The organism is Photobacterium halotolerans DSM 18316, assembly GCF_000425165.1.
In the GTDB taxonomy this organism is placed as follows: domain Bacteria; phylum Pseudomonadota; class Gammaproteobacteria; order Enterobacterales; family Vibrionaceae; genus Photobacterium; species Photobacterium halotolerans.
Genome location: NZ_KE384319.1, coordinates 356,448 through 378,168 on the forward strand (window position 1 = coordinate 356,448; position 21,721 = coordinate 378,168).

Here is a 21,721-nt window from a genome sequence, read left to right on the forward strand (position 1 = left end):
CCTATTTATTGCCAATAGTCCAAAAGTTACTGTCTATTGCGCTGGTAAGTATCAGTGGTTAATCTCGTTTTAACTGCGTGGGGTTTCAAACCAAATTCCACGATACAGGAAGTAAATACTTAGAATAAAAAACTTAATAGATACTGTTTCGAAGAGAAAAACAGTACACAAGGAGATACTTATGAAACGCGAACAATGGGGAACCCGTGCCGGATTTATTCTGGCAGCTGTGGGTTCTGCTATAGGATTAGGGAATATCTGGCGTTTCCCCTATATGGCTTACGAAAACGGCGGCGGCGCATTTTTTATTCCATACCTTTTCGCCATGATAACGGCCGGTATTCCATTTATGATCATGGAATTCAGTCTGGGACACAAACTGCGTGGTGCCGCGCCAAGAGCGTTCTCCAAGCTGGGAGTGAAGCTTGAATGGCTGGGCTGGTTCCAGGTCTTCATTGCCTCTGTCATCGCAGTCTATTACGTCGCCGTTATCGGTTGGGCGATCTCTTATCTGGGCTTCGCATTCACTCAAAGCTGGGGAAGCGATACCAACGCTTTCTTCTTTAGTGAATACCTGAAACTCGGTGATAACTCGCCAAGTAACCTGGGTGGACTGCAACTGCATATCGCTATTCCTATGGTCATTGCCTGGGGTATCACATTCGCAGCGATTTTCACCGGTGTTAAAGGCGGTATCGAGCGTGCCAATAAAATCATGATGCCTTTGTTGCTCCTGATGGTGCTGGCGCTGATTGCCCGTGTTATTTTCCTGGATGGCGCACTGGACGGTCTGAACTACCTGTTCCAGCCTGATTTCAGCAAAATCCTGGATGCAAAAGTGTGGTCTGCCGCCTATGGGCAAATATTCTTCACCCTGAGTGTTGGTTTTGCCATCATGATCGCCTACTCAAGCTACCTGCCTGAGAAGTCCGACATCAATAACAACGCCTTTATGACGGTATTGATCAACTGTGGCTTCTCTATGATAGCGGGTATTCTGATTTTCTCTGTGCTTGGCTATATGGCTCAGGAACAGGCAAAACCGCTCACCGAAGTCGTTTCTGCGGGTGTGGGTCTGGCTTTTGTCACCATCCCAGCAGCGATAAACCTGCTGCCAGCGCCGTATATTCTTGGTCCGGTGTTCTTCCTGGCCCTGGTTGTTGCTGGTTTGAGCTCACACATTTCTATTATTGAAGCCGTGACCTCTGCGGTAATCGATAAACTGAAATGGTCACGTAAGAAAGCATCTTCCGTAGTTTGCGGTGTGGGTTTCATCGTTTCAATGGCATTTGCAACCAATGGCGGTCTGCTGCTGTTGGATCTGGTTGATTACTTCATCAACAACGTTGCCCTGCTGGCAAGCTGTCTGATTGAATTGCTGGTTATTGGCTGGCTGCTGAAAGTCTCTGACATTCGCAGCTATGTGAACAGCATTTCTGAGTTCTCGATCGGTAAATGGTTTGAGATTTGTATCCGCTTTATCAGCCCAATCATGCTGGCAATCATCCTGGGTACAAACCTGACTAACACCTTCAATAACGGTTACGGTGGTTACGAAATGTCTGATTTGCTGTTGCTGGGTTGGGGCCTGGTAGCTGCAATGTTTGTGATTGCAGTGATTATCAATATTGCATCTAAACCACTAGATAAGAACGAGGTATAAGTATGACTGCTGGTGCTATCATCATGATGCTATTCGGACTGGGTATTACCTGGGGAGGCGCAGCTTACTGCATCTCTGTAGCGATAAAAAACAAGGGGTAACCCTTTGACAACAAGAGGCCTGCGGGCCTCTTGTTGTATTCCCTTCTGATATATTACAGTCAATTCACACCCAAAAGTGCGTCTTAATTCATATTCACTGCACGATGTGAACGAATGATGCCAAGATCTCTTTCCTTTCAGGCGCTTCTACCGCTACAATTTGCAAAAATACTCCAGAAGCCTGAACATCATAATGACATGGCGTTAATAGCTTCTATCAATCAGTTCAAGGAAAGACCATGAAGTTTACAGCTCTTGTTCTCTCGTTCGCCCTGCTACCTACTGCTGCTTTCGCTTCCACGCAAACTTGCGAAAGTAATAAATACCATCAGTACATTGATGCTTCTCTTGAGTGGTACCAAAACCTGGTCCAGCTGACTGTGCAAAAAGATCCCGATTTGCAGGAAGTCGGCGACTGGTTTATGGAAGGAAGAACCCACCATTTCGAATTGAAACGTGAAGCCGTCGACTGGTATTTAGCTAACGATAAAAGCCATTTAGATCTGTCCCAATCCGTCGAATCCTGGCTTAAACTCACTCAGCAAGACATTAAAGCGCTGTCCGCCCAGCAAGGTAATCTCGGCGATTACGCGAAAAAAGTCTTTGAGGATCGTCAAAGCACACCACACCCCAAAAATTATGAACTGCGCAGCGCCTTTGCCGACCTGTTAACACACCCGGATGAAATCGATAAGCCACTCAAGGCATACAACCGACAAATGAGCGCTATTGCTGCCACTCAGTGCGAATAACGCTCAATCACCTGGCACCGGACGCGACGCGTTCGGTGCATTCTGATAAATATTTCAAGACAATTATCCTCATTTCCAGTAAATTAGCCGGATTTGCCGACGTTAACTAAAAGTAACAACTTATTATGGCAGTGGAAAACAGACAAGCTGAAGCATCTCTTGATACCCTGCACCGTATCTTTACTGTGCCGGAAGCACCCGACTCCACGCTTGGTCGGATCGAGAAAGAGATCTCCGAAAACCTCAACGCCTTTTTACAGACTCACATTGCCGCCCAGGAAAAGCCGCTGACTGAAATTGAAAAAGATTTCTCTTGTGCTTCTGTGCCAGAGCAACCCAGTTTTGTCTCTGAACATACCCATTTTCTGCTGGAAAAACTGGTTGCTCAGTCTGTTCACACATCCGCACCCACTTTCATTGGTCATATGACATCAGCTCTGCCCTACTTTTTGATGCCGCTGTCAAAGATTATGATTGGCCTCAATCAGAACCTGGTGAAAATTGAAACCTCAAAGGCCTTCACGCCACTTGAACGGCAGGTGCTGGGGATTCTTCATAATCTGATCTACGGTGAAAGAGACGCGTTTTATCAGCGCTGGATGCACAGTGCTGAGCACTCTTTAGGTGCTTTTTGTTCCGGCGGGACAATCGCGAACATTACTGCACTATGGGTTGCCCGTAACAACCTGCTAAAGCCAGAAGGCGATTTTAAAGGGGTGGCGCAGGAAGGTCTTTTTCGGGCGATGAAACATTACGGCTATGATGACCTGGCTGTACTGGTGTCGGAACGCGGGCATTATTCGCTGAAAAAAGCCGCCGATGTGCTCGGTATTGGCAGAGACTGCCTGATTGCGATCAAAACCGATGAAAATAATAAGATCTGTACCGAAGATCTCCAGAGCACTATCGAAAGTCTCAAAGCCAGAAACATCAAACCCTTCGCCATTGTTGGCGTTGCCGGCACCACAGAAACAGGCAACATCGATCCGCTGGATGAATTAGCCGATATCGCTCTCGCACACAATTGCCATTTCCATGTTGATGCGGCCTGGGGCGGCGCGACCTTGATGTCCAATAAGTACCGTCCGTTACTGAAAGGGATCGAGCGAGCAGATTCAGTAACCATTGATGCCCATAAACAGCTGTATATCCCTATGGGTGCAGGTATGGTGATTTTTAAAAATCCCGCCTCTATGGCTGCGATTGAGCACCATGCAGAGTACATACTTCGTAAAGGCTCTAAAGACCTTGGCAGCCATACGCTGGAAGGATCCAGAAATGGTATGGCGATGCTGGTGTTTGCCAGCCTGAACATTATCAGCCGCCAGGGATATGAATTACTGATCAACAACAGTATCGAGAAAGCCCGGTACTTTGCAGAGCTGATCAAATCCGACCCCGAGTTTGAACTGATTTCAGCACCAGAGCTGTGTCTGCTGACTTACCGTTACGTGCCTGAAGATACACAAAAGGCACTGGCTATTGCTAACGATGAAGACAAACAGGCTATTCACGAAGCATTGAACGATCTGACTCAGTACATCCAGAAACGTCAGCGTGAATCGGGTAAGTCCTTTGTCTCGCGGACACGTTTGATGCCCGAACAATGGGAGCGCCGGATCACTACAGTCTTTCGTGTGGTGCTGGCTAATCCTCTGACAACACCAGATATTCTGAGTGACGTGCTCAAAGAGCAGAAGCAGCTGGCATTAACCAGCCAGCAAAGCTTACCTAAGATTAACGCTATAACGGCGCGCATTCTTTCTCAGGCTAATCTCAGCAATTGATTATTCACCATAAAAAAACGGACAGTAAATAAACTGTCCGTTTTTTGTATTGGCGCTTATCAGGCTGACTTCACATCATCGTTATCGTCAATGCGTTTATGCCCTTCCGTCAGGTGAACAAAATCGATCAGATCATCACCAGTTACTTGAAATGCCTGGCCGAAACCTTTAACAAACAGTCCATGAGTCGGCTCAAGACGGAATAATTTGAAATCTTCCAGGCCACTCAGCCCGTCAACAATCTCACCGAAACGTGCTTTTAACGCTGCAACACCCGATTGCCAGCGCTCGGTGTCACGCTCAACCAGTGCAACATTGGCTTCAAACGTTAAACGGGTACGCGCATAAATTGTTTTAGAGGTAGCTTCATCTTCAATCATCATCAGAGATACCTGCGGATTTTCCAGCAGATTTCGGGCGTGTCGGGCGATTTTCGAAATGAGCACATAATATCCGTCATCTAACAAAGCAAATGGCGCATAGCTCACATTAGGTTTGCCTTCTGAGTCTACTGTTGCCAATTGCAGTGTCTGGCAAGCATCCCTGAACGCCTGAATTTGTGGCTCCAGACGATTTTGCAAACGTTCTTGTTTCACTTCGCTCATTACTTTTTCTCTCCAACAAAAGCCTGTTTCAACGCATTAAATTTCTCAACTTGCTCAGGGATCAGCTGTCGCTTTTCATCCCTGCCAAGGTAAATTTTAAAAATACACTCGCCATTGTCCGCCAGAAAGCCAATGAAATAACTTTCATTTCCTTGCACAGGCTTACTGACTAACACCACATCCGAAACGCGATCCAGCTTCAGGTGACCATGCATTTCACCCGCTTTCCCCATCAGATTGTAGTATCCACGCGCTTCTTTGCCTTTCGGAAAGGGCGCCTTTACTTCAAAGATTGACCCCATCGAATGAACAATGGTTGTCATCATTCCCCACTCCGGCAGCGCCTCTAAAATAGCCTGAGCATGCTCCCCTGCAATATGGGTAACAAGTTCATCCGGTAAGGCCAGGATGATTTCGCCCTCAGTCACACCCAGCTGTTCCGCTATCAGCACTGCGTGCAAATTAGGGTTTTCTTCCAGCATCGCACCCACTTGTGTTTTCAGCGCTGCCAAACTGAATTTCTCAAACACTCACACTCTCCTTCATCGTGCTGCTTCTATGGAGTCTGTCCTCACCGCCTGTCAGTCTCATCGGCATACAGCACAACATCACACAAAAACTAATGATAATTAATTGTATTTGTAAAAATGATAAGGTGCTCTATGTCCTTTTGCAAATGATAATTGATATTGTTTACCATTCATGGATAATGACGAGATTAATAATAATTATCACTTGTGATAACAATATCATTTGCATGATGCTGATTTTCATCTATATTTCACTTGAGATATTTTGTCAGACTCACATAACCAATTGATATTGCTTTGATTTATCAAGACTATCTGCAATCACATTGAGGGAATTTCATGAAACGCGCCGTACTGTCTGTTGCTCTTTTCTTCGCTGCCACATCTGCATGGGCAGAAGAACGAATAATCAGTGCAGGTTCCGGCATTACCGAACTCATAGTAGCAATGGGCGCAGAGAGTCAGCTGGTTGGTGTCGATACCACCAGTCAAGCGTTTATCGGTAATGACATTCCAACCCTTGGTTATCACAGACAGCTTGCTGCGGAAAGCATCATCGCTTTGACGCCGGACCGGGTCGTGGGTTCGAAAGAAATGGGACCTGAGACTACCCTCTCGCTGCTTCGCCAGGCAGGTATCTCAGTCGACATCCTCAATTCGGGCGATACTATTGATGATCTGCTCAAACGTGTCGAGCAAGTGGGTCAACTGACTGGAAAACCAGTCCAGGCAACACAGCTAAACAGCCAAATTCAGCAGCAAGTGAAGCGGATCGAATCGCGTCTGTCTGACAACCACACACCTAAACGTATTCTCTTTCTGACCATTCATGCCGGACGGGCACCTATGGTTGGAGGACGCCACACCACGGCTGATACGGTTATCAGGCTCGCAGGCGGCATAAATCCAGCGGCTACAGCCATTGAATCTTACAAACCTTTATCAGCGGAGGCTATGGTGGACATGCAGCCTGATGTCATCCTGCTGAGCACTCATGCCAGCCAGTCGATAGGCGGACTCAAAGGTCTGATAAAAAGCTTACCTTTACTGGCAGCGACACCCGCCGGTCAGAATGGCGCGTTATATACTATTGACGGTACTGCCCTGATTGGCGGCTTGAACCTCAAGAGCCTGGAAGAAGCCGAGCGATTGAATCAGGCGCTGTATGGCCAGTAAAACCATGTCTGATACAACCATGTCTGACTCAAGCATGCGACGCATCCGTCTGTTGTCATTACTGCGATTGCCAACGTCAGTCATACTGCCCGCGACATGCCTGTTACTGGCCTTTGCGGCAAGCTGCTCGATCATTGTCGGACCTATGGCTATCTCATTCTCCGACATCTGGCAGGTTATTCTGCCGGGGCAGCAGAAGGTGGCTCCTCATATTGAACTGATTATTCAGCAAGTTCGCTTACCACGCACACTGCTGTGTATTGCTATAGGTGCTGTGCTGGCGCTTTGTGGTGCGGTCATGCAGGGACTGTTCCGAAACCCGCTGGCTGACCCCGGCATTATAGGCGTTGCAGGCGGAGCCAGCTTAGGCGCGGCATTAGCCATAGTGCTGTTCGGCTCGCTGGCAGCGTCATTCCCGCTGCTGCTAACGCTGGGAACCGTACCGGTTTTTGCCTTTGCAGGTGGCGCCATCACTACCTGGATTGTGTATTTTCTCGGCACAGATAAAACCGGCACTTCCGTCACAGTGATGCTGCTTGCCGGCGTGGCGATTGGCGCTTTATCCGGTGCAGCGCTCGGGCTGCTAAATTTCCATGCCGATGATCAGGCACTGCGTGATCTCTCACTATGGACTATGGGCTCTTTGGCGGGGGCGACCTGGCCAGGTATTACCCTGTCTTTTGTTACCCTTGCCACCTTGTTCTGGCTGTTCACTCGCCAGGCAAATGCATTAAATGCCCTTTTACTGGGTGAGTCTGAGGCTCAGCATTTAGGTGTTAATGTACAAGCACTGAAACGGTTGCTGGTTCTATTGTGTGCGGCCGGTGTTGGCGTGGCCGTCTCGCTATCCGGCGTGATCGGCTTCATTGGATTGATCGTACCGCATCTTGGCCGCATGCTAACCGGCCCTAACCATAAAACACTGCTGCCCCTTTCCGCCCTCCTGGGCGCACTGATCCTGTTGATTGCCGACATGCTGGCCCGTGTTGTCGCCGCGCCCGCCGAGCTGCCGGTGGGGATCATCACAGCCCTTCTGGGCGCACCATTTTTTATCGTCCTGCTTACAAAACAGCGAGGTCGTTTGCAATGATCCACCACATTACACGTCAGCCCAAAAAGCAGACCGGCAGAAACCGTCCAGTGGCAATATCAGCGGAACAACTGTCGCTGACTCTGGGCGGTAAGGTGTTACTCGATAACCTGAATATCAGCTTTCGCAGTGGTGAGCTGACCGCTTTACTCGGGCCCAACGGCGCCGGAAAAAGTACTTTGCTGAAAGTGTTATCGGGGGAAATGCATGCCAAGGGTAATGTCTACATCTTTGGTGAGCATCGTAAAAACTGGCATGCCAGCCGACTGGCGCATCATATGGGCGTCCTCCCCCAGCACAGTACGCTGTCTTTTGGCTTTACCGCTCAGGAAGTTGCTGAACTGGGTACTATGCCCTTAAAGCTCGGTCTTAAAGACAGCCAGCAAATAACACGTCAAAAAATGGCCGATGTGGGTATCAGCCACCTCAGCCAGCGACTTTATCCATCGCTGTCTGGTGGGGAGAAACAACGCGTCCACTTTGCCAGAGTCCTGACGCAGCTCAGCGCGGCCGGTGATCAATGTATATTAATGCTGGATGAACCCACCTCTGCTTTAGATCTTGCCCATCAGCAAACCTGTTTAAGCCTGGCGAAAAAGATGGCAGACAATGGCGCGGCGGTGATTCTTGTTATTCACGACCTGAATCTTGCTGCCGAGTATGCCGATCGTTTGATCCTGCTCAACCACGGTAAAATACAGGCCGACGGTGATGCCTGGCACACATTAACGGCTGAAAATATCCAATCCGTGTATGGTGCCCCTGTCATCATAGAATCTCACCCGCGCGGGCATTTTCCTGTCGTCCTGTCGGCATAACATCAAAGTCCATGGAGGCACATTCAGTTGTGCCTTCTGCTGACTTGACACCACTAAGATTGCATACAATTGTTGCATCCTATTATTGACCTCTATCAAGAATCATTCCACCCAACAAGAGAAACGTTGCACTGTGCGTGAGTCTCAGTAAAATGTGATCGCAAGCGATTAACCGATGAAACGAAGCGTAATGGCGATCAAGCTTTTATCAGGTTTATGCTCCCTTGGGCGACAGCCTTTCGGGTTCTCATTGACAGTGCGTTGTGGGTATCTTTCAAGTCATTGTCAGATGACACAACAACGATAGAACGTGATTAACGACCGGGCCTGAGTCACTCATTTCCCGCCGCTTTCTTATGCAAAAGCGGCTTTTTAGCGTCTGGCCAACATTAAGACTCAAAGAGGCCCAATGGGCCTGATGACTAGAAGAACAACTATGGCAACCATTAAAGATGTTGCACGTATGGCTGGTGTATCAACAACCACAGTTTCACACGTGATCAACAAGACCCGCTTTGTAGCGGAGGCGACACAGAAAAAAGTCCTGACTGCAGTTGAAGAACTGAACTATGCGCCAAGTGCTGTCGCACGCAGCCTGAAATGCAACACAACCAGCACGATTGGTATGCTGGTAACCAAATCGACTAATCCATTCTTCGCCGAGCTGGTGCATGGTGTCGAGGAATACTGCTACAAGGCAGGATACACGCTGATCCTTTGTAACACTGAAGGTAATCTCGACAAGCAAAAAGATTATCTGCGCATGCTGTCCGAAAAGCGCGTCGATGGACTACTGGTGATGTGTTCTGATCTGGATGACCAGTTGCTGGAACAATTGGAGCGACAGCCTGATCTGCCTATGGTGATCATGGACTGGGGGCCGGCCCGCCCCAAAACCGACAATATACAAGATAACGCTGAGCTGGGCGGTTACCTGGCAACCCGTCATTTTATTGACAATGGACATACTAAAATTGGCTGCTTGTCTGGCCAGAAAGATAAATCTACCTGCCGTGAAAGGCTGAAAGGCTTTAATAAAGCGATGCGCGAAGCGGGCCTGACTGTCAACGAAAACTGGATTCTTGAAGGTGATTTCGAATGTGAATCTGCGGTGGTTGCAGCCAATGAATTTATTGCTATGAAAGATCGCCCAACGGCCATTTTTTGTTTCAATGATATTATGGCCATGGCATTAATCAGCACATTTGAGCAAGCCGGTGTGAAAGTACCTGAAGATGTTTCCATTATTGGTTATGACAACATAGATCTGGCCCCTTACTTTTCTCCACCTCTGACCACTATCCACCAGCCGAAGCGGCGTTTGGGCAAAACAGCGGTAGGAATCCTGATGGAAAGAGTCAAAAGCAAGAGCCATGATTTCCAAACATTTGAAATAAATCCGGAATTAGTTGTCCGCCACTCCGTAAAACGGATTAGGTAAAAAATAAACGATTTTCCTCCATGTATTGCAGCATACAGCCGATATAAATTTGACTATCGGCTATTTGCATATGGAATATTACTACGCTATGGGGGAATTAATGAGACAATCCATCGCATTCTGTAAAATTTATACGATTTTTATTGCGATAAACTTCACAATTTTTTTGTGCGATCCATATCAAATTCGTCTTATTGATATATGATTAAACAGTCACGAACAAGGCAAACCATTTGAAAGAATGGGACGCAAAGCTTCCGGCCTAAAAGTAACTGCTTGATTAGTTTTTACTCATGGTAGCGGGGTTGCCGATGGATGAAGTGAAGATTATAGGCTGTTTTTGTCATAAATATGACAAAGCATTCATAATCTTGTGCATAATTGAATCCTCGCTCCTTTGTTAAGTGACTTCTTTTGTTGAAAATAATTGCCGAGAAAAGAAGCATGGACAAACCATTACTGAAAGATTCAATTCGTTTATTTGAGAAATTTGGTCAAATTAAATCTCGCTCTATGTTTGGCGGATTTGGCATTTTCGCAGGTGAAACGATGTTCGCTCTAGTTGTTAACAACAAGCTGCATCTGCGCGCTAATGCGAGAAATGAAGAAGCCTTCAAACAAGCAGACCTCAAACCGTACGTCTACCAGAAGCGCGGTTTTCCTGTCGTTACAAAGCACTACGCCATTCCGGATAGCTGGTGGGAAACTCCCGATGTCATCCTGGAACATGCAGAACGTTCTCTGAATGCTGCCCAGGCAGATAAAGAGAAAAAACTGCAGGCGAGCCCTACTCGCATTAAAGATCTGCCCAACCTGCGTCTGGCCAATGAGCGTATGCTCAAGAAAGCCGGCATCAGTTCTGTTGATCAGCTCTTCGAAGTCGGTGCTATTGGTGCTTTCCAGGCGTTACAGGAGTCTCACCACGAGTCATTGAGTCTGGATCTGCTCTGGGCATTGGAAGGTGCTGTCAGTGGTAAACACTGGTCTGTTATTACCCCACAACGCCGAAATGAGCTGTTGTCAAAGCTGGAAACATCAGCTTTAAGTGCTCATCATTAAGGTTTCCCTGTCAGTGATTCATTCACTGTGATGAACACTGACGGTTCATAACCTGCTTTCCAGCCCTGGCGCTCCGTCAGGGCTGTGTAAAATGAAGACTCAACTCACAAACACAAGTTACAAGATTATCAGTTAGCTTCCTTTCAGCTCTGTCATCTTTAGAATGTATGTTTTACCACCACCCAATGGAGGTTTCATGCGTTCGTCATCGCCGTTTCCGGGTCAGACTGACAACATCTTCAGAGATAAATTCTGCAAATGGCCAAAGCTGATGCGTTACCTGGTCTTCATCAGTTTGTTACCTCCGGCCTTTCTTGTCGCTATCGTGCATGCTGACACAGTCAGCTTTAACGAAGTGCTGATTCCCAGCATTGCCGCGTCTGCACTCAATATACTGCTTTTTTTCTGGGGCATTGTATTGAAAGTCAAAGCACGTAAATACTGGTACCGCAATTACCATATAGGCAAAACCATGCTCGTTGCACTTTTACCAGTAATAGCAAGCAGTTATATGTTGCTGGAGCAGCACGAACCTAAAACAGCAGCGAACCATCTAGCCCCACGCAGTGTTCAACTTTCAGTCAATTAACAGCAAGAACATACAAATTTGACTGTTTTCTGAAATTTGTCCGGGTATCCGCGGTCGGTATTTTAAATCGCTTTATCCGGAGACCTTCAGGTGCGCATCACCCCAAAACAGCATTATTCAATCTGGATCCGTCCACTGCTCTGGCTGCAGACTCGACACTTTGGCAAACCCTTAAACCCGGCTTTGCTATGGGGACGCCGCCCTTTCCTCTTTTACCTGGTTGCCAGTTTTTTTGGCTATCTTGACCGAAAACGCTCCCCTGTCTCTGATGTGATACGCTCATTGGTCTGTGTACGTGTTTCGCAGTTAAATGACTGCGCATTCTGCATTGATGCCAACGGTATGCGACTGGCGCAGCGATGCCAGTCTGCAGAAAAAATACAATCTCTGTCTGACTGGCAGCACAGCCCGCTGTTCGATGCACAAGAAAAAGCCGTTCTTGCCTATACAGAAGCCATGACAGTAACCGGCATGAAAGTCACGCCAGCAATGATTGCTGATCTCAAACAGTGGTATGACGACGATGCCCTCGTTGAGTTAACCGCATTGGTCAGCTTTCAAAACCTGTCAGCGAAATTTAATACTGCGTTAGATGTCCCTTCTCAGGCGTTTTGCACTATTCCTTTAACAAAGGATCACAAACACACTGAGCAAAAAGATAAGCCGTCGAATGGCAATACAAGCCAATAGCAACGTCAACGGATAGCAACGCAAACCAACAGCAACGCAGATAATCAATGATGAACAATATGAAAAAACCCTTATTGCTGCTATTCATCGTCAGCGCCATAGCGGCCTGGTTCGCTTTCGATCTTGGCAATTATTTCACTCTGGAACAGGCTAAGGTTTACCAGCACTCGTTACAGGCAACCATTACCGCAAATCCTCTGCTTTCCAGCGGGCTCTTTTTCCTCATTTATGTTGTCATGACGGCTTTGTCCTTCCCGGGAGCTGCCATCATGACATTGCTTGGCGCCGCACTGTTCGGTTTCTGGTGGAGCCTGCTTATCGTCTCTTTCGCCAGCTCCATCGGAGCGACACTGGCCTTTCTGGCCAGTCGGTTTTTATTGCAGGACTGGGTGCAGAGCAAATTTGGTCTGCGTCTGGCCGCGATTAATCGTGGTATAGAAAAAGACGGTCCCTTTTATCTCTTTACACTGCGTTTAATTCCCGTCGTTCCCTTCTTTCTGGTCAACCTGCTGATGGGCCTGACACCTATGCGCCCGCGTCAGTTTTACTGGGTCAGCCAGTTAGGCATGCTACCGGGTACGGTTGTCTACCTGAATGCCGGGACACAGCTGGGTGAGATTCAATCGCTGTCCGGACTGATTGCTTTGCCTGTTCTGCTGTCCCTGGTTTTGCTGGGTATTTTTCCCTTTATCGCCAAAGCCGTCATGGCCTTCGTTCAACAACGGCGAGTCTATCAAGGCTGGCATAAGCCCGAGCATTTTGATCAGAACATGGTGGTGATCGGCGCCGGTGCCGGCGGACTGGTCAGCGCCTATATTGCCGCAGCCGTCAAAGCCAAAGTCACGCTGATTGAAAAACACCAGATGGGCGGTGACTGCCTGAATACCGGCTGCGTGCCGTCTAAAGCATTAATCCGGGCCGCGCATACGCTGCGTACCATTACCCGGGCAGCGGAGTTCGGCATTCACAGTCAGCCAGCTCAGGTTGACTTCCCCGCTGTCATGCAACGTATTCACCGTGTTATCAAAAGGATCGAGCCGCACGATTCCGTAGAACGCTACACTGCGCTTGGGGTGAACTGCATTCGGGGCGAAGCGCGTATCCTTTCCCCCTGGGAAGTGGAAGTCAACGGCACACGCATCACGACACGCAACATAGTTATAGCGACCGGTGCCCGTCCTGTTGTCCCGCCTATTGGTGGCATTGAAAAAGTGCACTATCTGACCTCAGACACCTTGTGGTCCATCACAGAGCAACCCCAAAAACTGCTGGTATTGGGTGGCGGCCCGGTTGGTTGCGAGCTGGCACAGAGTTTTCAACGCCTGGGCAGTCAGGTCACTCAGGTTGAAATGACAGATCAATTATTGGTCCGGGAAGATACCGATGTGGCAAAACGGATTCAGGACAGCCTGATGAGAGACGGCGTAGACATTAAACTGCAGCACAAAGCCGTAAAGTTTGACACTTCAACGTCAGATTCCGGAATGCCCCTTCAGTATGCCATTCTTGAGGATAATCACGGGCAGCAGCATCAGGTTGAATTTGATGCGGTCATTCTGGCATTAGGCCGTGCTGCCAATGTCACCGGTTTTGGTCTGGAAGAACTTGGCATCACACTGAACGAACACAAAACCCTAGACGTTAACGAATACCTGCAAACCCGCTATCCCAACATCTTCGCTGTCGGAGATGTTGCCGGTCCGTTCCAGTTGACGCACGCCGCCGCGCACCAGGCTTGGTATGCGGCTGTAAACGGTCTTTTCGGACAGTTTAAATCGTTCAAAGCAGATTACCGTGTCCTGCCCGCCGTGACTTACACCGCCCCCGAAGTCGCACGTGTGGGCATTAATGAGAAAGAAGCACATGCTCAGGGCATAGACGCGGAAGTCACTCAATATGAATTGAATGATTTAGATCGCGCAATTGCTGACGGTGAAGACTATGGTTTTATTAAAGTATTGACCCCAAAAGGGAAAGATACCATCCTCGGTGCTACCATTGTGGGTAACCAGGCCGGTGAACTTCTTGCCGAGTTTACGCTGGCAATGAAACACGGGCTGGGATTGAACAAGATTCTGGGTACGGTTCACCCTTACCCCACAATGAGTGAAGCCAGTAAATACACGGCGGGCGTATGGAAAAATGCCAATAAACCGGAACGGGTTTTAGCATTGCTGGAGAAATTTCATCGCTGGCGACGGGGTGGTGGCAACAGACATCAACAGAAAACACAGAGCGACAATCTGAAAGCTCATCTGCGGGAAAGTAAGGATCAGCAATGAAAATGACATGGATAGCAATTGGGTTGGCAATCGCAGTAACTATGCCTGCTCTGGCAAATGAAGCACAGACGGAAACCCCGCCCATCGCAGAGATGAGCTGGGAAGCGATTGAACAAGAGGCGCGCGGACAGACTGTTTTCTTCAATGCCTGGGGCGGCAGCCAGCCCATCAACAGCTACTTAAGGTGGGTTGCCCGCGAAGTAAAGAGCCGCTATGACATTACGCTCAACCATGTCAAAGTGGCCGACATCGCTGAAACCTCTCAGCGACTGTTAGCGGAAAAAGCGGCCGGCAAACAAACCGGCGGTAGCGTCGATATGGTTTGGATCAATGGCGAAAACTTCCGCACCATGAAGGCCAATAACTTGCTGGATGGCCCGTTTGTCGCTCAATTACCCAACTGGGAGCTGGTCGATAAACAACTGCCCGTCTATGAGGATTTTACCGAAAGCACAGAAGGTCTCGAAGCCCCCTGGGGGGTAGGACAACTGGTCTTCATACATGACAGCCAGACCTTAAACAACCCACCCAATAGTTTTGCTGAGCTGTTGAGTCTGGCCGTTGCTTTTCCGGGCAAAGTGACCTACCCGCAGCCGCCTGCATTTCATGGCACCAGTTTTTTAAAAGCCGCACTGATTGAGCTGACCAACGCAGCGCCGGCGCTCTATGAGCCCATTGATCTGACAACGGATGAAAAGAAATTCGCTCGCCTCACAGCGCCGCTCTGGAAATACCTCGATCAGCTTCATGCCGTTGCCTGGCAGCAGGGAAAACGCTTTCCGGCCAGCTCAACGGAAATGATGCAACTGTTGGACGACAGGCAGCTTCTGGTTGCCATCACCTTTAATCCGAATGAAGCCAAAGCCGCGATTGAACGCGGCGATCTGCCTGAGTCCGCCAGGGCATTTGCCTTTGAGCAAGGCGCCCTCTCCAACATTCATTTTCTGGCCATCCCCTGGAATGCCAGCGCGAAAGCTGGAGCACGGGTTGTGATTAACTTTCTCATGAGCCCTGAAGCGCAACAGCGAAAAGCGAATATTCAGATCTGGGGTGATCCTGCCGTACTGACACCTGAAGCGATGGGTGCCGGCGAAACACAGGGTTTTGAACTGTATCGCGCCATCCCTGAGCCACACCCCAGCTGGCAAACTGCGCTGGAGGCCGCCTGGCAGCAAAAATATGGACACTGAGCGTTTCCTGACACCCTGTAAATTTACCCCTGACACCCGCTAGGCGAACGTTGCAATATGTTGTACCTGATGTTTATTGCCACGCTGTTGATCTGTTGTTTGCCGTTGTTACCGGGCCTGTCAGGCATTTTGCTGCCAGCCCTGTCCTGGTTACCCTTTGTCGGCCTGACGCAACCCGGACCTCAGGCTTTCTATCAGGCATTGGCCTGGCCCGGTTTGTCTGCTTCTGTTCTGCTGACGCTTTCCACAGGCGTCATCAGTACTTTACTGGCATTAACGTTTACCTTCTTGATCCTGCAGAGGTATTGGGGCTCACGCCGCTGGCGGAGTATAGAATCCTGGCTCTCTCCGATGCTGGCGATTCCGCATGTGGCCTTTGCCATTGGCTTTGCATTTACCTTTTCATCCACGGGGCTCATCACCCGTTTACTCTCCGCATTGGGCGGCGATCCCGGTCAGTTTTCTCTGCTGCAGGACTCATATGGCATAGGACTCACTCTGGCCCTGGCAATCAAAGAAACCCCGTTTCTGTTACTAATGAGTATCTCTGTTCTGCAGCAACTGAATGTCGGCCGCTTGCTGGCTGCAGGCAATGGGCTGGGCTATAACCGGGTTTCGACATGGCTTACTGTCATACTGCCGCAATGGCTCCCCGGGATGCGACTGCCGATTTATGCCGTTCTGGCTTATGGTATCTCAGTGGTAGACATGGCCATGATTCTGGGCCCGACCCGCCCTCCCACTTTCGCGGTACTGGTCTGGCAATGGTTCAATGAACCGGATGTCGCTTTGCTGCCCAGAGCCGCCGTCGGCGCATTCATGCTACTTATGCTGGGCCTTTGCCTGCTTGCTGTGTTTCGCGCGCTGGAATGGCTGATTCTGCGTGGCTTTCAAGGCTGGCAATATGCCGGCCATCGCGATCAACATCTGCCCGGACGTTACTTTCACTGGCCGTTAATAGCGGTGCCGCTGCTTGTCATTCCTGTTCTCGTGCTCTGGTCTGTGGCGCTGCGCTGGCGGTTTCCCGATCTGTTACCGAGCCGGTTCAGTGCGCATTTCTGGCAACAGGAAACCGCCGTGTTTACCGATCTGGTTTCCACCAGCCTGATGCTGGCCGGTATCAGTACCGCAATTGCGCTTTGTCTGACCATTGGCTGTCTGGAGTACAGGGACAAAACAGGAACCGGCATCCCTGGCTGGCTGATAGCCATGCCTATGGTGCTGCCTCAGGTTTCTTTACTGTTCGGTATTCAGGTCACCACTTATATGATCCCCGGCCAGCATCATCTGCTTTGGGTGATATGGAGCCATGTGCTGTTTGTGTTTCCCTACCTGTACCTTGCGTTGGATGGCCCGTGGCGCAGCTTTGATCGCCGCTATATGCAAACGGCCAACAGCCTTGGTTTATCGGCAGTTCAGGCCTGGTGGCGGGTCAAGCGTCCCATGCTGATGCCGGCCATTTGTCTGGCACTGGCCGTGGGCAGCAGTGTCAGCCTGGCTCAATATCTGCCGACACTCAGCCTTGGTGCAGGCCGGGTCAGCACCCTGACTACAGAAGCCGTTGCGCTCGCCAGCGGACAGGACAGAAGAGTCAGTGCAATTTACGGACTGCTGCAGGGGCTGGTGCCCTTTGTGCTCTTCGCGCTTGCCACCTTCGCCAGCCGTTACTATCAATCAAAAATGACATCCGGAAAATACACAGGAAATGCAAAAGCCAATGAGCTTGTCAGTCAAAAACCTCACTATAAATAATGGGCATCAGCGATTGCTCAGCTCACTGACGCTATCGGTTGAACAGGGACAGGTACTGACAATTATGGGTCCCAGCGGCTGTGGGAAGTCAACCCTGTTGGGCGTGATCGCCGGCCATATGCCGCCCGACTGCCTCTATCAGGGCGAGATCAGCCTCAATAACAGATTACTCAACGATCTGGCTCCGGATAAACGGCGCATTGGTCTGCTGTTTCAGGATGATCTGCTCTTCCCGCACCTGAATGTGTGGCAGAACCTGGCATTTGGTTTACCGTCCAGCGTGAAAAAAACAGAACGCAAAACCAGAGCTTATGAGACCTTAGCTGCGTTAGGCCTGACAGCACTGGCCTCTCATTGCCCGAGCCAGATTTCTGGCGGACAGCGCGCCAGGATCAGCCTGATGCGTTGCCTGCTGGCAGAGCCGGACGCCATACTGCTGGACGAGCCTTTCAGTAAGCTGGATAAAGATTTACGTATCCAGTTTCGCGACCTGGTGTTTAAGGAAATCCGGCAACTGAATATCCCAGCGCTGATGGTTACCCATGATCAGGATGATGTGCCACCTGATGGTCAGGTACTGCACTGGCCCACCGAGCAGGAGGAGAAACAGTCCTATGCTTGATCGCTACGCCATCAAACTCATCAAAGCGCCGGTTAACGGTATCGGCTTACTGCTGGATAAAACGCCTTTCACCGCCAATCAAATTACGGTGACCGGGTTTGGTATTGGCTTGCTGACATTGCCTGCGCTCATCTGCCAGCAATATTGGCTGGCACTGTGTTTTATCATTCTCAACCGCATTTTTGACGGTTTGGATGGCGCACTGGCCCGACGCAGAGGCATCACAGACTGTGGTGGTTTTCTGGATATCACACTGGATTTTTTGTTTTATTCCCTGGTGCCCTTTGGTTTCATTCTGGCAGATCCGACGCAGAATGCAGTTGCCGGTGCGTTTTTGATCTTCGCCTTTGTCGGCACAGGTTCGAGCTTTCTGGCTTTTGCCATTATGGCGGGTAAACGCAATATCGATAATCCGGTTTATCAGCATAAGTCTCTGTTTTATCTCGGAGGACTGACTGAGGGCACAGAAACTATCGCGTGTTTTGTGCTTTTTTGCCTGTTGCCGGAACACTTTGCACTCATCGCATGGATTTTCGGAACACTGTGCTGGGTGACAACCGCAACCCGGATCTGGGCTGGCTATCAGACCCTGAAAACACCGGTAGGATAACGCTAGCAGAGAGAATGTCAGCAACAAAAAACGGCGGCCCTAATCAGGACAACCGCCGTTTTTATTCACCAGCACGCTAGCTGAAGCTCGGAATTCGCTGATTGTGCTTTTCCTGCCGGCTGTGAAACTTATTAATTTCGATATCAATAGCGTTATAGCTGCTGTTCATTAACTCCCCCAGACATGCCGGGGAGTCAGGATTCTGACTTTGCAGGAACGCCGCCAGCAGCTTGACGTCATCAGGTCTGGGGCGATAGCTCAGGTTCGGAAAGGCCTGGTAGATGTAATCAATAGCGATTGCCAACATATCGCTATTCTTTTCTGTCGTTCTGTTCATCGTCAACACAGTATTTTTATTCATCTTCATCGGAAGTAATGGATTTGACGAAGGGCATCCTAAGCGGTCCGAATGAAAGAATTATGACTTAGCGCAGTGTATAGGAAGATTTTTATCCTTTTGCTGATTTTTCATACAAGCATCCGTGGTATTCGCTCTGCTATTTAAACCGCACAACACCCACTTGAAAACGTCGAACGCTGTTGTTTTCCCGCTCTAACGCATCCACTCCCTGTGCAATTGTTCGCTGTCTCCCAGGTACTCAAGCAGCCAGCTCAGGGCGGGGTTCAGGCTGGCTTTGTTCCATGCCAGGCAGCAGGGGCTGACCGGCGGTGCATGAGGGAGCGTGCGGGCCACCAGTTTGCCTCTTTTCAGCTTGGGGGCGGCCATATGTTCAGGCACAACGCCTATGCCCAGCCCGGCTTCAAGACACTGAAACGCGCTGGACCAGTCCGGCACCATGATGCGGCGCTGGTTATTCATTAGCCAGGTTGTGCGCTTGGGTAATGTACGTGAAGTATCTTCAAGGCAGATAGCAGGATACTTTGCCAGTTCTGATTCCGGCAGAGGCAACGGGCTTTCAGCCAGCGGGTGATCCGGTGCCATCACAAATACCCAGTGCAGGTTTCCCATATCGGTGTAATCAAAATCTCCGCTGACCGGTATGGCCGCCGTTGCTCCAATCACCAGATCTGCCCGGCCGTCTGCCAGAGCGTCCCACACCCCGTTATAGACCTCCATCGTCAGATGCAGCTCGACATCCGGGAATGCCTGATAAAAATCTCGCACCATGGTGCTGACACGGCTTTGTCTGACAACCGTGTCCAGTGCTACCGAGACATTTTCAGCCCAGCCATTGGCAACACGCTGCGTCTGCAGCTTAATGTGCTCCATTTGTTTGAGCAGTTGTCTGGCTTCTTCGACAAAGTACTGGCCTGCAGGAGTCAGGCTGACCTGCCGGTGATGGCGCTCAAATAGGGTCACAGACAATTTATCCTCGATTATCCTGACCGTGTAGCTGATTGCGCTGGGCACTTTGTGCAACTCTTCTGCCGCAGAGGAAAAGCTGCCCCGCCTCGCAACAACATCAATTACCTGCAAATCATTGAAAGAAAACATATATCCTGCTATTTCATTATGCGTGATGTTGAATCAAATTTTTTGAAAGCAATGTTGAAATTTTAGCGTTTCACAGCACAAATCACCACGCTTACAATCTGATCACTGAAAAAATTCTGGTTACAATAAAATGACGACAAAACCGACTACCGTTACGCTTGCCTGGTTTGCATTACTTAGCATGCTCGGCTTTCTGGCCACCGACATGTACCTGCCTGCTTTCACCGCCATGCAGGCCGACCTGAAGACCTCATCCAGCCTGATTGGCATGACACTGGGCCTTTTCCTGCTGGGCATGGCCATTGGCCAGCTTATCTATGGCCCTCTCTCTGACCGCTTAGGCAGAAAAAAAGTATTGCTGGGTGCCATGCTGTTGTTCAGCCTCGCCACTCTGGGCTGTGCGATGGCGCCGAATGTGGAAACCCTGCTGGCATTCCGTTTTCTTCAGGCGCTGGGTGCCTGCAGTGCCACCGTGCTCTGGCAGGCCATTGTTATTGACCGATATGAAGGTAAGCTTGCCGAAAAAGTGTTCGCAACTATCATGCCTTTGGTTGCCCTTTCTCCGGCCCTTGCGCCTTTAGTAGGCGCTGCGATTCAGTCACATTTTGGCTGGCGTGCCATTTTCCTGAGCCTGATTGCTTTAGGGGCGGTTTTGGCACTGATGACAACCATGCAGCCTGAAAGTGCCAAAGGTGAAAAAAAGCAGGGCAAAGTCCTGTCAGAACTGGCAATTAACTATACCAGCCTGTTCAAGTCAAAAAAATTCATGGGTAACATGCTTATTTTCGCGGCCTGTTCTGCGGCTTTTTTCGCCTACCTGACCGGCTCGCCGTTCATTATGTCCGCTATGGGTTATTCAAGCGAGGATATTGGCCTGAGCTATGTGCCGCAGACTATTGCCTTTTTGATTGGCGGCTACGGTTGCCGGGCATTGTTAAACCGTATGGAAGGTAAAAAGCTGTTGCCTTGGCTGCTGAAACTGTTCATCGGCAGTGCACTGGTCATACTGCTGATCACGCTACAGCATAAGCCAGACACCATCTGGCCAATCTTGCTGCCTTTCTGTTTTATTGCTGTTGCAAATGGTGCGATTTACCCCATTGTCATCAGCAAAGCCCTGGAAGATTTCAAGCACTGCAGCGCAACCGCGGCCGGGCTGATGAATTTCCTGCAAACATTAGGGTGTTTTGCTGCCAGTTCACTGGTTGCGGCTTTTGCCGATAAGGGATTGAGCATTGTTGCCTTTAGCATTGCCGGCACCTGCGTCTTCGTTCTGATCGGGTTCTCTTTCGTTGTCAGCAGCCAGCGCCAGCAACTGATTGAGGCACAATCCACTCCGAACTGATCGCTTTCTTGTTACCACAGTGCTTCTGTTGCAGGCAGCCCCAGTGCTGCCTGCATTTTTCATATCTGAAAATATTGTCTATTGTTCAGCGATAAACCAAAAAAATTCCTGATACGCATGAATTACGTGTTATGCATGCCCAGAAAACCGTCACTATACTGTT

Annotated in this window: 21 protein-coding genes and 1 riboswitch; of the genes, 17 read left to right on the forward strand and 4 right to left on the reverse strand. The window is 49.5% G+C overall.

The features are described 5' to 3' along the window. The first annotated feature begins 181 nt into the window (after nucleotides 1–181). The 4 genes from H511_RS0110905 to panP all read left to right on the forward strand — a co-directional run bounded on the left by H511_RS0110905 (nucleotide 182) and on the right by panP (nucleotide 4,303). Complete coding sequence (locus tag H511_RS0110905; protein ID WP_027252323.1) at nucleotides 182–1,663, forward strand: sodium-dependent transporter; 1,482 nt, start codon at nucleotides 182–184, stop codon at nucleotides 1,661–1,663. A gap of 2 nt (nucleotides 1,664–1,665) precedes the next feature. Further along, nucleotides 1,666–1,764, forward strand: a complete 99-nt coding sequence (locus H511_RS24655; protein WP_155804857.1) for a MetS family NSS transporter small subunit — start codon at nucleotides 1,666–1,668, stop codon at nucleotides 1,762–1,764. A gap of 239 nt (nucleotides 1,765–2,003) precedes the next feature. Then, complete coding sequence (locus H511_RS0110910; RefSeq protein ID WP_027252324.1) at nucleotides 2,004–2,516, forward strand: hypothetical protein; 513 nt, start codon at nucleotides 2,004–2,006, stop codon at nucleotides 2,514–2,516. A 125-nt stretch (nucleotides 2,517–2,641) separates the two neighbouring features. Beyond that, nucleotides 2,642–4,303, forward strand: a complete 1,662-nt coding sequence (panP, locus tag H511_RS0110915) for a pyridoxal-dependent aspartate 1-decarboxylase PanP (protein WP_027252325.1) — start codon at nucleotides 2,642–2,644, stop codon at nucleotides 4,301–4,303. A gap of 59 nt (nucleotides 4,304–4,362) precedes the next feature. On the opposite strand, the gene hutZ is transcribed toward panP, so the two are convergent. Together hutZ and hutX are read right to left on the reverse strand one after the other, a co-directional pair. Then, entirely contained in the window at nucleotides 4,363–4,908 is a 546-nt protein-coding gene (hutZ, locus tag H511_RS0110920; protein WP_027252326.1) for a heme utilization protein HutZ, read from the reverse strand. Next, the gene (gene hutX / locus H511_RS0110925; protein WP_027252327.1) at nucleotides 4,908–5,420 is read right to left on the reverse strand and encodes a heme utilization cystosolic carrier protein HutX; all 513 of its coding nucleotides are present in this window, start codon (nucleotides 5,418–5,420) and stop codon (nucleotides 4,908–4,910) included. The genes hutZ and hutX overlap by 1 nt, the downstream gene beginning before the upstream one ends. Before the next feature lie 357 nt (nucleotides 5,421–5,777). Here hutX and H511_RS0110930 point away from each other — a divergent pair, with 357 nt between their 5' ends. The 12 genes from H511_RS0110930 (at nucleotide 5,778) to H511_RS0110985 (ending at nucleotide 18,757) form a co-directional block, all read left to right on the forward strand. Further along, on the forward strand, nucleotides 5,778–6,614 hold the full coding sequence (locus H511_RS0110930; RefSeq protein ID WP_027252328.1) for a heme/hemin ABC transporter substrate-binding protein: 837 nt from the start codon (nucleotides 5,778–5,780) through the stop codon (nucleotides 6,612–6,614). A 34-nt stretch (nucleotides 6,615–6,648) separates the two neighbouring features. Further along, nucleotides 6,649–7,704: a FecCD family ABC transporter permease gene (locus tag H511_RS0110935; protein ID WP_027252329.1), complete on the forward strand. Its 1,056-nt coding sequence runs from the start codon at nucleotides 6,649–6,651 to the stop codon at nucleotides 7,702–7,704. Then, nucleotides 7,701–8,522: a heme ABC transporter ATP-binding protein gene (locus tag H511_RS0110940; protein WP_051288074.1), complete on the forward strand. Its 822-nt coding sequence runs from the start codon at nucleotides 7,701–7,703 to the stop codon at nucleotides 8,520–8,522. Before H511_RS0110935 ends, H511_RS0110940 begins: the two co-directional genes overlap by 4 nt. A 436-nt stretch (nucleotides 8,523–8,958) precedes the next feature. Then, nucleotides 8,959–9,963, forward strand: coding sequence for a substrate-binding domain-containing protein (locus tag H511_RS0110945; protein ID WP_027252331.1), 1,005 nt, complete (start codon nucleotides 8,959–8,961; stop codon nucleotides 9,961–9,963). Between the two features lie 213 nt (nucleotides 9,964–10,176). Then, nucleotides 10,177–10,276, forward strand: a riboswitch (cyclic di-GMP riboswitch). Nucleotides 10,277–10,407: 131 nt separating this feature from the next. After that, nucleotides 10,408–11,022, forward strand: a complete 615-nt coding sequence (locus tag H511_RS0110950; RefSeq protein ID WP_027252332.1) for a TfoX/Sxy family DNA transformation protein — start codon at nucleotides 10,408–10,410, stop codon at nucleotides 11,020–11,022. A gap of 196 nt (nucleotides 11,023–11,218) precedes the next feature. Beyond that, the gene (locus tag H511_RS23160; protein ID WP_051288076.1) at nucleotides 11,219–11,611 is read left to right on the forward strand and encodes a hypothetical protein; all 393 of its coding nucleotides are present in this window, start codon (nucleotides 11,219–11,221) and stop codon (nucleotides 11,609–11,611) included. Nucleotides 11,612–11,701: 90 nt separating this feature from the next. Then, entirely contained in the window at nucleotides 11,702–12,301 is a 600-nt protein-coding gene (locus H511_RS0110960) for a carboxymuconolactone decarboxylase family protein (protein WP_027252333.1), read from the forward strand. 59 nt (nucleotides 12,302–12,360) lie between these two features. Next, nucleotides 12,361–14,583, forward strand: coding sequence for an FAD-dependent oxidoreductase (locus H511_RS23165; protein ID WP_420835032.1), 2,223 nt, complete (start codon nucleotides 12,361–12,363; stop codon nucleotides 14,581–14,583). Nucleotides 14,584–14,624: 41 nt separating this feature from the next. Continuing rightward, nucleotides 14,625–15,773: an ABC transporter substrate-binding protein gene (locus tag H511_RS0110970; RefSeq protein WP_051288161.1), complete on the forward strand. Its 1,149-nt coding sequence runs from the start codon at nucleotides 14,625–14,627 to the stop codon at nucleotides 15,771–15,773. Nucleotides 15,774–15,830: 57 nt separating this feature from the next. Beyond that, the gene (locus tag H511_RS0110975; RefSeq protein WP_027252335.1) at nucleotides 15,831–17,525 is read left to right on the forward strand and encodes an ABC transporter permease; all 1,695 of its coding nucleotides are present in this window, start codon (nucleotides 15,831–15,833) and stop codon (nucleotides 17,523–17,525) included. After that, nucleotides 17,491–18,147, forward strand: coding sequence for an ATP-binding cassette domain-containing protein (locus H511_RS0110980; RefSeq protein WP_027252336.1), 657 nt, complete (start codon nucleotides 17,491–17,493; stop codon nucleotides 18,145–18,147). Before H511_RS0110975 ends, H511_RS0110980 begins: the two co-directional genes overlap by 35 nt. Further along, nucleotides 18,140–18,757 (forward strand): CDP-alcohol phosphatidyltransferase family protein, encoded by a 618-nt coding sequence (locus H511_RS0110985; RefSeq protein ID WP_027252337.1) that lies wholly within the window; start codon nucleotides 18,140–18,142, stop codon nucleotides 18,755–18,757. Before H511_RS0110980 ends, H511_RS0110985 begins: the two co-directional genes overlap by 8 nt. Before the next feature lie 76 nt (nucleotides 18,758–18,833). Here the strand turns inward: H511_RS0110985 and H511_RS0110990 are convergent, their stop codons facing one another. Then, the gene (locus H511_RS0110990; protein ID WP_027252338.1) at nucleotides 18,834–19,064 is read right to left on the reverse strand and encodes a hypothetical protein; all 231 of its coding nucleotides are present in this window, start codon (nucleotides 19,062–19,064) and stop codon (nucleotides 18,834–18,836) included. A 246-nt stretch (nucleotides 19,065–19,310) separates the two neighbouring features. After that, nucleotides 19,311–20,213 carry a DNA-binding transcriptional activator PunR gene (punR, locus tag H511_RS0110995; RefSeq protein ID WP_027252339.1) on the reverse strand — a complete coding sequence of 301 codons (903 nt, stop codon included), beginning with the start codon at nucleotides 20,211–20,213 and terminating at the stop codon, nucleotides 19,311–19,313. 130 nt (nucleotides 20,214–20,343) lie between these two features. Here punR and punC point away from each other — a divergent pair, with 130 nt between their 5' ends. Beyond that, entirely contained in the window at nucleotides 20,344–21,558 is a 1,215-nt protein-coding gene (punC, locus tag H511_RS0111000) for a purine nucleoside transporter PunC (protein WP_027252340.1), read from the forward strand. Nucleotides 21,559–21,721 lie beyond the last annotated feature (163 nt).